Annotated in this window: 7 protein-coding genes; 5 read left to right on the forward strand and 2 right to left on the reverse strand. The window is 72.1% G+C overall.

Translation table 11 applies throughout. The features are described from left to right. Positions 1-72 precede the first annotated feature (72 nt). From BMY61_RS10985 to BMY61_RS11005, 4 genes are all read left to right on the forward strand, one after another. On the forward strand, positions 73-2,775 hold the full coding sequence (locus tag BMY61_RS10985; protein WP_052438211.1) for an ATP-binding protein: 2,703 nt from the start codon (positions 73-75) through the stop codon (positions 2,773-2,775). Positions 2,776-2,850: 75 nt separating this feature from the next. Further along, positions 2,851-3,528: a uracil-DNA glycosylase gene (locus BMY61_RS10990; protein ID WP_042441451.1), complete on the forward strand. Its 678-nt coding sequence runs from the start codon at positions 2,851-2,853 to the stop codon at positions 3,526-3,528. Positions 3,529-3,969: 441 nt separating this feature from the next. Beyond that, entirely contained in the window at positions 3,970-4,992 is a 1,023-nt protein-coding gene (locus tag BMY61_RS11000) for a hypothetical protein (protein ID WP_042441446.1), read from the forward strand. A 481-nt stretch (positions 4,993-5,473) separates the two neighbouring features. Next, the gene (locus BMY61_RS11005; RefSeq protein WP_042441444.1) at positions 5,474-6,574 is read left to right on the forward strand and encodes a hypothetical protein; all 1,101 of its coding nucleotides are present in this window, start codon (positions 5,474-5,476) and stop codon (positions 6,572-6,574) included. Positions 6,575-6,650: 76 nt separating this feature from the next. On the opposite strand, the gene BMY61_RS11010 is transcribed toward BMY61_RS11005, so the two are convergent. Continuing rightward, positions 6,651-8,447: an acyl-CoA dehydrogenase gene (locus tag BMY61_RS11010; RefSeq protein ID WP_042441442.1), complete on the reverse strand. Its 1,797-nt coding sequence runs from the start codon at positions 8,445-8,447 to the stop codon at positions 6,651-6,653. A gap of 35 nt (positions 8,448-8,482) precedes the next feature. Further along, positions 8,483-9,253 carry an SDR family oxidoreductase gene (locus BMY61_RS11015; protein WP_075003840.1) on the reverse strand — a complete coding sequence of 257 codons (771 nt, stop codon included), beginning with the start codon at positions 9,251-9,253 and terminating at the stop codon, positions 8,483-8,485. 361 nt (positions 9,254-9,614) lie between these two features. On the opposite strand from BMY61_RS11015, the gene BMY61_RS11020 reads away from it, so the two are divergent. Then, on the forward strand, positions 9,615-10,673 hold the full coding sequence (locus BMY61_RS11020) for an LAETG motif-containing sortase-dependent surface protein (protein WP_082014625.1): 1,059 nt from the start codon (positions 9,615-9,617) through the stop codon (positions 10,671-10,673).

Raw genomic sequence — 10,673 nt, forward strand, 5'->3', positions numbered from 1 at the left:
CTGGGTGGTGCAACTGCATGCGGCAGCGCATGTGACGGGACTACGCTCGAACGCGAAAGCCAGGAGGTCGGCGTGTACGGTCTGCTCGAACGTGAACACGAACTGGACGCCGTCCGCGCCGCGGTCACGACGTTGCGCGCCGAACGGGCCGGCGCGCTGGTCGTGGTGACCGGAGCGGCCGGACTGGGGAAGACCAGCGTGCTCGCGGCCGCGCGGGACGCCGCGCGGGACGAGGGCCTGTTGGTGCTCACCTCCCGAGGCGGTGAGCAGGAGCAGGGATCGGCCTTCACCGTCGTCCGCGGGCTGCTGCGACCGCTGCTGGAGGACGTCGGGGACGAGGAGCGCGACGCGCTCCTCGGCGGTTGGAACGCCATCGTCGGCGCGGCGTTGGGCGTCGCGCCCAGCGGCGGTGCCGCTCCGGACCCGCAGGGTGTGCGGGACGGGCTGGACTGGGTGGTCACCAACCTCGCCTTCTCACGGGGCCCGCTGGTGCTGGTCGTCGACGACGCGCACTGGGCCGACGCCGAGTCCCTCAGCTGGCTGGCCGGCTTCTCCGCACGCGTGGCCGACCTGCCCGTGCTGCTCGTCGTCGCCTATCGGCCGGACGAGCTGCCGGAGTGGGCCGACGCCTTCCGCGGTATCGCGGGGGACAACGGGGTGACGCCGCTCGGCCTCTCCGCGCTGACGCCGGAAGCGGTGGACTCCCTGGTGCGCTGCATCTACGCGGAGGACGCCGAGGGCGGCGAGGACGGCGATCAGGCCGAGGCCGAGGAACGTATCGAGGAGGTCGTCGGCCTCGATGCCGAGGACGACGACGCCGACCTCCTGGGCGCCTTCGCGCGCGACGTGTGGGCGCTGACCGGGGGCAACCCGTTCGAGACGGTCGAGCTGGTGGCCAAGGCACGGGTGCGCGGCATCGTCCCGAGTGCCGCCTCCTGGGCGGAACTGCGGGCGCTGGCGGCGGAGAACACCGGCAGCGGGCTGATCTCCCGGCTGCGGCGGCTCGGTTCGGGGCCGGTCCGGCTGGCCCGCGCCGTCGCGGTGCTGGGGATCGCGACCCCGGTCGAGCAGGCCGCCGACGTCGCCTGTCTCGGTCCGGCGGAGGCGGACGCCGCCGCCGAGCGGCTGCGCCACGAGCGCGTGCTGACGGGACGGCAGATCCTGGAGTTCGTGCACCCGTTGATCGCCACCAGCGTCTACCGGAGCATTCCGGAGGAGGAGCGGACGGACCTGCACGACCGTGCCGCCCGGACGGTGCTGGAGGCCGGGCGCAGCCCGATGGTCGCGGCGCGGCACTGGCTGGAGGTGCCGCCGCGCGGTGACTCCCGGGTGGTCGGGCAACTACGCGAGGCAGCCCAGCTCTTCATGCAGTCCGGCGCGCCCGAGACGGCCCAGCGCTGTCTGGCGCGGGCGGTGGAGGAGCCGCCGCCGGTGGGCGAGCGCGCGCACGTGCTGTTCGAGCTCGGCTGTTCCACCCTCCTCTACGACCCGGCGGCGACCGCCGACCAGCTGCGCATGGCGCTGGACCAGCCGGTCATCCCGACGCCGCTGCGCGAGGAGGTCAGCGTCCGGCTGGCCCAGTCGCTGGCCCACAGCAACAGCCTCGCCGAGGCGGCGGCCATCATGGCGGACGAGGCGCAGCGCGCCGAGGACGCGGCCGTGCGGCTGAAGATGCAGGTGTGGCAGTTCATGTGGGGCGCGTTCGACGCCTGGGAGGACGGCTCGGAGGAGCGCTCCAAACGGCTCGCCGAGCTGGCCGAGCGTCTCGACGTCGAGGGTGACCGCTCCATCGCCGCCCGGTACGTGCTGGGTCTGCGCGCCTGGGACGCGACGGTGCGCGGCGAACCCGTCGACGTGGCCCTGCACTACAGCGACCGCGCCCTGGAGGGGGAGCTGCGCTGGGCCCACCCGGAGTGGGGCTTCGAGGTGCCGGTGCTGGTCGCGCTGACCTACATGTACGGGGACCGGCGGGAGCGCGCCCTCGAGCTGTTCGTCAAGGGCATCGAGGAGTACGAGCAGGCCGGCTGGCGCGGTGCGCACCTCTCCTTCGGGCACACGATCCTCGGCTACGTGCACTACCGCACCGGAGACCTGGCCGAGGCGGAGAAGGAGGCACGCTACGGCCTGGAGTTGGCCAACCGTGTCGGCGAGGGCACGCCCGTCCACTGGTACGCGGTCGGCACGCTGATCGCCACGCTCACCGCGCGTGGCGCCAACGACGAGGCACGGGCGCTCGCGGAGCGCTACCGCTTCCACGCGCCGTACTCCAACGCCGTCGTCTTCCCGGACTCGCAGACCGTGCGGGGCGGCCTGCTGCTGGCACTGGGTCGGTTCGTCGACGCGGAGGCGGAACTCACCGAGGCCGGTGCACGTCTGGACGGGCGCGGTATGCGCAACCCCGGCTGGTGCGGCTGGCAGCGCGGCCTGGCGGCCGCCTGCGCGGGCCTGGGGGACCTGGACCGGGCGCGGGAGGAGGCGGCGGACCAGCTGGAGCGGGCGGAGCACTACGGCACGCTCTCCGCGATCGGCGTGGCGATGCGCGCCGCGGGCGAGCTGGAGTCCGAGCCGCAGGCGCGTGCGGCGAGCCTGGAGGCCGCCGTCCAGATCCTCGAGCAAGCCCCGGCCCCCTACGAACGCGCCCGCGCGCTCCACGACTTGGCGCTGGCCCGGGCGGCGGCCGGCCAGGATGCCACCGCGGCCTTCCGTCGAGCCGCGGAGGCGGCCGAGGCCTGCAGCGCGGACGAACTGGCCCGCAGCGCCCGCGCGCGGCTGTAGCAGTCCGGTGAGCGTCCTGGGGCGGATCCCGCCCTCCGTCCCGGGGTGTCGGTGCGGGCGACTAGGCTTCTCGCCGTGGCAGCACGTCCTTTGCATGAGATCGTCGAATCAGGTTGGGCGCAGGCCCTCGCTCCGGTCGCGGGCGATGTGGCGGCGATGGGGGATTTCCTCCGCGCGGAGAACGCCGCCGGCCGGGGCTACCTCCCGGCGGGGGCCAACGTGCTGCGCGCGTTCCAACAGCCCCTGGCCGACGTCCGGGTGCTGATCGTCGGCCAGGACCCGTACCCGACGCCCGGGCACGCCGTGGGGCTCTCGTTCTCGGTCGCGCCGGAGGTGCGTCCACTGCCGGGCAGCCTGATCAACATCTTCACCGAGTACCAGCGCGACCTGCAGCTTCCCGCGCCCGGCAACGGCGACCTCACCCCGTGGACGCGCCAGGGCGTCCTGCTGCTCAACAGGGTGCTGACCACGGCCCCGCGCAAGCCCCGCGCCCACAGCGGCAAGGGCTGGGAGGCCGTCACGGAGCAGGCCATCCGCGGCCTGGTCGCGCGTCGCACGCCGATGGTGGCCATCCTGTGGGGCAAGGACGCGCGTGGCCTCAAGCCCCTGCTGGGCGACGTCCCGTGCATTGAGTCCTCCCACCCGAGCCCGTACTCCGCGGACTACGGCTTCTTCGGCTCCCGCCCCTTCAGCCGCGCCAACGACCTCCTCACCAAGCAGGGCGCCGCGCCGGTGGACTGGCGTCTGCCGTAGGGCTGCGTGGCTGTCAGTTGACGTGTCCCCGAACTGGTCGAGGCGCTGCGGGACCGCAAGGAGTTCGAACTCGACCTGTATCCCCAAAGCCGTACCTGCTGGGTACCGGACGCCGCTGTGGAAAACGCGGTTGGCAATCCGGGGCGGCGCGGAGCATCATCCACCTCATGACGACACGAGAGGGCGGTCAGCCCTCCGGCCGATGACCGGCCCGTGGTGGGCGTGCGACGGCGGTACCGCCGTCGGACGTTCCACCCTTCTCGATCACGCGCTCACCCTCCGAGACCGTCACGGACCCGGTCCGTGGCCGAGGTTCGGCGACCCGCTGCGCGATGCCCGTCCCGGCGGTTCCCGCCCCGTCTTCGTCGGCGGCGGTGACGACGCCCTGACGACCCTCACGCGATGGCCCACCGACTCTCTCGCCCCGGAGGAGACACGCCGGTGACCGCTCACCCCCATCGTCTGGCGCACTACGCCTCCCTGCCCGACCGCTACCGCGACCAGCAGGTCGCGGCAGCGACCGTCGATGCGCACGGACGCGTCGTCACCCTGCTCGTCCCACCGGGCGCGACCTGCCATCGCCTTGTACCCCCGGAGCAGCGTCGGCCCTGTGACGCGCTCGTCGTCGTGACGGACGGCAGCGACGTCCACGAAGTGCACCTGCCGGAGCTCGACTTGCACTCTCCCCGGATCGACGCGCTGGGGGACGGGTTCGTCCTGGTCGCCGCACGTTGCCGCATGCCCTCCGGGCCGCCGGCGGCCACCTTCGACGCTCTCGAGCGAGAGATCCCGCACAACGCGCTCGTCGTGGGCGGGGACGGCGCACCGTTGACGACCTTCCACGCGGGTGACGACGTCCAGGACCTGCTCACCGACGAGCACGAGAACATCTGGACCGGTTACGGCGACCAGGGCGTCGTCTGCGCGCAACTCCCCGCCCGCCGCCGACCCGCGCGCAGCTCCGCGGCGACCACGCGTCAGCCCGCGTCGCGGATGACCATGTCGATGCCCGGACTCATCCGTTGGACCCGCGACGGCTCGCCCGCCTGGTACGCCACGTTCGACCCTCTCAGCTACGGCAGTTGGGTCGACTGCTACGCCCTCAACGTCGGCGCCGACAGGGCCTGGGCCTACCCCTACACCGGGTTCCCCCTCGTGGAGATCGACGCCGCCGGCATCCGCTGGACGCGGCGCACGCCCGTCCACTTCGCGTCCGCCGTCCTGATCGACGGGGAAGGAGTCGCCTTCCTCGCAGCGGACTCGGGCCGCAGCAGGATCCCCGGCCACTACACCGTCACCCGAACCCGGGAGCAGGACGGCGTTCTTGAGCCGGTGGCCGCAGCCCCCCTCCTCCTCCCGGACGGAACCCGCCCCGACACGTGGGCTCGCCGCACGGTCTGTCGTGGCGATCAGGTCTGGCTGCAGTTCCCGGACGACCGAACCTGGTACCGCATCGGGCTCTGACCACTGTTCGAGGACCCGATACCTCCTCCCGGCTGCGAGCGAATATCCGGATACGGAATGGACTGAACCATTCCGTATTACTGGTTTCGCCACCACGCGCCGTGGTGGCCGACGGCCCGTCAGGACGGCGTTGTCGCAGTTCGGGTGGGTGGTCGGTGGCGCTCCGTGCACAGTGGAATGGATCCATGCAGCTCGCCGCGCTGGTGGGTCGACCTTCGCTCTCGCTCTCCGGGTGTTCATCGCGATGTCGCCAACCCGTTGACCCCCCTCTCAGTGGTTGCTAACGTCGCCGATCGCAAGGCAGCGGATCTTGGCCGTCCCACCGGTCCGGAGATGCTTGTTCGTCAGCTCAACTCCCTTATTGCGGAGACCGGTTCGTTGCCGCGGCGATCCCGCATGCCTCGACCCGGTGTACCGACCCCTCGACAGTGCCACCGCAAGCACGAGCGGTGGCACACCCCCTCGAATCGAGAGGCAGCACATGACGCTCGGACTGTTCTCGCGCCACCGCACCGGAGCGGCGATCCTCGGCGCGGCCGCCCTGGTGGCCGCCGGCGCCGCGATATCCACCGGTACCGCCTCCGCCGCGACCGCCGGTGACAACGCGTCCCACGCGTTCACCAACCGCGGCCACGGCTACATGCCGGAGCTCGCCAACTGGAAGGCGGCCCAGAAGGGCGCCCGCCACACCTCCGGCACCCTGACCTACGGCGGTGGCACCGCCGGCGTCGGCGTGATGAGCGTCCAGCCCAAGGTCTACCTGGTCTTCTACGGGAACCAGTGGGGCACCCAGGGTACCGACGCCAACGGCAACCTGACCTTCAGCAACGACCCGTACAACGGTGCCCCGGTGGCCCAGAACCTGTTCAAGGGCATCGGCACCGGTGGCGAGCAGTGGTCCGGCACCATGACGCAGTACTGCGAGGGTGTCGCCAAGGGCGCGACCACCTGCCCCTCCACCGCCGCGCACGTCCCCTACCCGAGCAACGGCGTCTACGCCGGCGTCTGGTACGACAACTCGGTGGCCTCCCCTGCCCAGGCCACCGGCAACCAGCTCGGCACCGAGGCGCTCGCCGCCGCCCACCACTTCGGCAACACCACGGCCGCCGCCAACCGTGGCGCCTACTACGTGATCCTGTCGCCCCACGGCACCAACCCGGACAACTACGAGAGCCCCACCACCGGGTTCTGCGCCTGGCACGACTACAACGGCGACACCACCCTGAGCGGCGGCGCCGTCACCTCCGACGTGGGCAACTTCGCCTTCTCGAACCAGCCGTACAACATGGACGCGGGCGCCAACTGCGGCGTCAACTTCATCAACTCCGGCACCACGGGCACACTCGACGGCTGGACGATGACCCTCGGCCACGAGTACTCGGAGACGGTGACCGACCAGTTCCCGTCCGGCGGTTGGACCAACCCGACCAACGGCCAGGAGAACGCGGACGAGTGCGCGTGGCTCAAGACGGGCACCGGCGCCGCCGGCAGCGTCACCATGGGCAACGGCAGCTACACCCTGCAGGGCAGCTGGTCCAACGACACCAACGCCTGCGCGCTGACCCACCCCACCGTGGGCTGAGTCGGCACCTCCTGAGGTAGGCACGACCTGACGGGCTCCCGGGGACGGGAGCCCGTCGGCGTTTCGGGCGCGTGGCTCAGAACCAGTCCGGGGCGGTCTGGGCCGCGGTGCGGTCCAGGGTGTCCAGGAGGTCGAACTGCGGTCCGGTTCGCGGCAGTTCGACGCGGTAGAAGGAGCGGGCGGCCTGGCGCTTTCCCTCGTGGAAGGGGTCCGCGTCCTCGCCGGTGGCGAGGTACTGCTCCAGCCAGATCCACGCCAGGACGACGTGGCCGACCGCCTCCAGGTAGACGGAGGCGTTGGCGAGCGCGGTGTCCGGGTCGCCGGTGGACCACAGGCGGGCGGTGGTGGCTGCGACGCGGCCGGTGGCGCGGGTGAGGGAGGCGGCGAGTTCGGCGGCCTCGCCGCCCGAGGCGGTGGCGCGGTCGGCGGTCGCGGCAATCGTCTCCAGCAGCAGCCGCAGGCCCGCGCCGCCGTCCATGACGACCTTGCGGCCCAGCAGGTCCAGGCCCTGGATGCCGTGGGTGCCCTCGTGGATCGGGTTGAGGCGGTTGTCCCGGTACTGCTGCTCGACGTTGTACTCGCGGGTGTAGCCGTAGCCGCCGTGGATCTGGATGGCCAGGTCGTTCGCGGCCAGGCACCACTGCGAGGGCCAGCTCTTGGCGATCGGCGTCAGCACCTCCAACAGCTGCCGGGCGCGTGTGCGTTCCGCCTCCTCCGGGGCGGTGCGCTCGTCGTCGATGAGCAGGCTGCAGTACAGGCTGAGCGCCAACGCGCCCTCGACGTAGGACTTCTGCGCCAGCAGCATGCGCCGCACGTCCGCGTGCTCGATGATCGGCACCTGCGGGGCCTCGGGGTCGCGGCCGGTGAGCGGGCGTCCCTGCGGGCGGGTGCGGGCGTAGTCCAGCGAGTGGAGGTAGCCGGTGTAGCCCAGGGCCGTCGCGCCCAGGCCGACGCCGGTCCGCGCCTCGTTCATCATGTGGAACATGTAGGCCAGGCCGCGGTGGCGCTCGCCCACCAGGTGGCCGACCGCGCCCGGCGCGCCGCCGGGGCGGTGCACGCCCTCACCGAAGTTGAGCAGCGTGTTGGTGGTGCCGCGGTAGCCCATCTTGTGGTTCAGTCCGGCCAGCACCACGTCGTTGCGCTCGCCGAGCGAACCGTCGTCGCCCACCAGGTACTTGGGCACCACGAAGAGCGAGAGCCCCTTGACCCCGGCGGGGGCGCCGGGGGTTCGGGCCAGCACCAGGTGGACGATGTTCTCGCTCAGCTCGTGGTCGCCACCCGAGATCCACATCTTGGTCCCGAACAGCCGGAAGCTGCCGTCCGCCTGCTCCTCGGCGCGGGTCCGCACGTCCGCCAGCGACGATCCGGCCTGTGGTTCGGACAGGCACATCGTGCCGAAGTAGCGGCCCGCGACCATCGGGCGCACGTAGCGGTCGACCTGCTCCGCGCTGCCGTGCGCCAGCAGCAGGTTGGCGTTGGCGACGGTCAGGAACGGGTACGCCGAGGTGCCGACGTTCGCCGCCTGGAACCAGGCCATGCAGGCGTTGGCGACCACCGTCGGCAGTTGCTGGCCGCCGACCTCGTGGTCCATCGCCGCGCCCATCAGGCCCGATTCGGCGAAGACCTCCAGCGCCGCCTTGACCTCGGGGATGATGTGCACCTTCTCGCCGTCGAACCACGGCTCCTCGGTGTCGTTGCGCTTGTTGTGCGGGGCGAAATGCCGGGTGGCGATGGCCTCGCTGAGGTCGAGGACGGCGTCGAAGGTCTCCCGGTCGTGCTCGGCGAAGCGCGGACGGGTGGTGAGCGCGGTGACGTCCAGCCAGTCGTGCAGCAGGAAGTCGAGGTCGCGCCGGGAGAGGAGCAGGGAGTTCATGGCGTCCGTTCCAGGCGTTGCTGAGGTGGGGAGCGTCAGACGGTGGTGCCGATGCCGCCGTCGACGGGGATCACCGCGCCGGTGACGTAGGAGCCCGCGCGGCTGGAGAGGTAGACGGCGATGCCGGCCATGTCGTCCGGGCGCCCGATCCGGCGCAGCGGCGCGGCCGCGGCGATCTGGTCGCCGACCGCCTCGAGCGTCGCCGCCATCATCTTCGACTCGAACGGGCCGGGCGCGATCGCGTTGACGGTGATGTGCTGCGGCCCGAGCTCCTTGGCCAGCACCCGGGTCAGGTGGTGCAGGCCCGCCTTGCTCGCCGCGTACGAGTACGTCGGCAGCGGGCTGACGTGCAGGCCGTCGATCGACCCCACGTTGATCACCCGTGCCGGGCTGTCGAGCGTCCCGGCGGCGCGCAGCAGCGGCAGCAGCGCCTGGGTGAGCAGGAACGGGCTGCGCAGGTTGAGGTCCATCACCTTGTCCCACCCGGCCGTCGGGAAGGAGTCGAGCGGGGCGCCCCAGGTGGCGCCGGCGTTGTTGACCAGGATGTCCAGCCGCTCCTCGCGGGCCGTGAGCTCCTCGGCGACTCGGGTGATCTCCGCCTCCTCGGAGAGGTCGGCCGGGAGGGCCAGGACCTCGCCGAACACCTTCAGCTCGGCCACCGCGGCCTCGCACGCCTCCGCCTTGCGGGAGCTGACGTAGACCTTCGCGCCCGCCTGCAGCAGACCGCGGGCGATCATCAGCCCGATGCCCCTGGTGCCGCCGGTGACCAGGGCGGTCCGGCCGGAGACGGAGAAGAGATCGCTCACAACTGCTCCCGGGAAGATCTTGGTAGAGGTCTGCGACCCCACGCTAGGGCGCCAGGAGCTGTCCGGCCATGGGCATCCGCACCTCGATGGCGGTCGCGCGTGTGCATTCTGCCCTCGGATCACCGTTCGAGTGCGCGTCACCCGCGCGGGGCGGGTGAGATTCTAGGGGCCCGATTGACCGCCGTCTCCACTGAGCTGCTGGGACAGGTGGTATTCCTGGGCGAGTATCACCCTTAAGAGTGAACTGACTGCGTGTGCTGACCTGGTGACGGACGGTTCGCAAGAATGAACGGCGTCCGACTCCGTGCCTCGCCTGACCGTTCCCGGCGGGCACGTTCGTTCCCAGGTGGGGGTTTACTCCGTGCTGTCCCGTCGTCGCTTCGCCATGCCCTTCGCCGTCTCCGGCGCGCTCGCCGCGGTCTCGCTCCTGGGGGTGGCCGAACCCGCGCACGCGACGGGCGGGTCGGGGACCGCGGCCGCCACCACGGCCGAGGTCGCCCTCGACGTGAAGCTGCTCAACTCCGTCGACATCCCGGTCGACGTGTCCCTCAACAAACTCACCGCTCCCGCGTCACGTAGCGGCGCCGCGCTCACCGCCGTCGTCGGCAGCGGCGTCGAGGCCGACCGCCCGGTCAACCTGCTGATGGCGCAGGTCGGCCAGACCGACGCGACGGTCGACGCGCACGGCTCCCACGCCGCCGTCAACCTCGTCGACGCGCACCTGCACCTGCCCGGCCTGCCGCTGACGGACCTGCTCGGTGTCCGCGCGGTGTCCGCGGTGGCCGACTGCCCGGCCCACGGCATGCCGACGGCGAGCGCGGAACTGGCGGGCGAGGTCACCGTCCTGGGCCTGCACGTGCACCTCAGCGTCGACGGGGTGACGAAGGTGCCGGTGCCGGCGCTCGGCGAGGTCGACCTGAAGCTCTCCCAGCACAGCACGACCTCCGACTCGGCGGCGGCCACCGCGCTGGAGCTGGACGTGAACGTGAACCCGCTGGCGCTGAACGTCGCGGCGGTGAGCGGCAAGATCGTCCTCGCGGACGTCTCGTGCACCAAGGGCCTCGGCTCGGGTGACGGCGGAAGTGGCGGGGCCACCGGCGGCAACGGCGGGGCGACGGGTGGCGGAACGCCGTCCGGCGGTCCGTCGCAGGGGGTGACCGGCGGGACCGGGGGCGACGGCGGCACCGGCGGCGTGAGCGCGACGGGCGGCGGCTCCGGCGGTGACGGCGGCAACGGCGGCACGTCCGCGAGCCCGGTCGCCGCGGTCTCCAACCCGCCCCAGGGCGGCGGGGACGGGACCACGCACCTGGCCATGACGGGCAGCAGCAGCGCGACGCCGGTCATCGGCGGCGCCGCGATCGTGCTCGTCGCGGCCGGCGGCGGCGCGCTCGTCCTCACCCGCCGCCGTCGCCGCGGCTGA

The sequence above is a fragment of the Streptacidiphilus jiangxiensis genome, from assembly GCF_900109465.1.
In the GTDB taxonomy this organism is placed as follows: Bacteria; Actinomycetota; Actinomycetes; order Streptomycetales; family Streptomycetaceae; genus Streptacidiphilus; species Streptacidiphilus jiangxiensis.

What these genes read in the sequence shown, in the direction of transcription:
- BMY61_RS11005 (WP_042441444.1), top strand. Translation starts at nt 5,474, where the DNA reads ATGACGCTCGGACTGTTCTCGCGCCACCGCACCGGAGCGGCGATCCTC.
- BMY61_RS11010 (WP_042441442.1), bottom strand. Translation starts at nt 8,447, where the DNA reads ATGAACTCCCTGCTCCTCTCCCGGCGCGACCTCGACTTCCTGCTGCAC.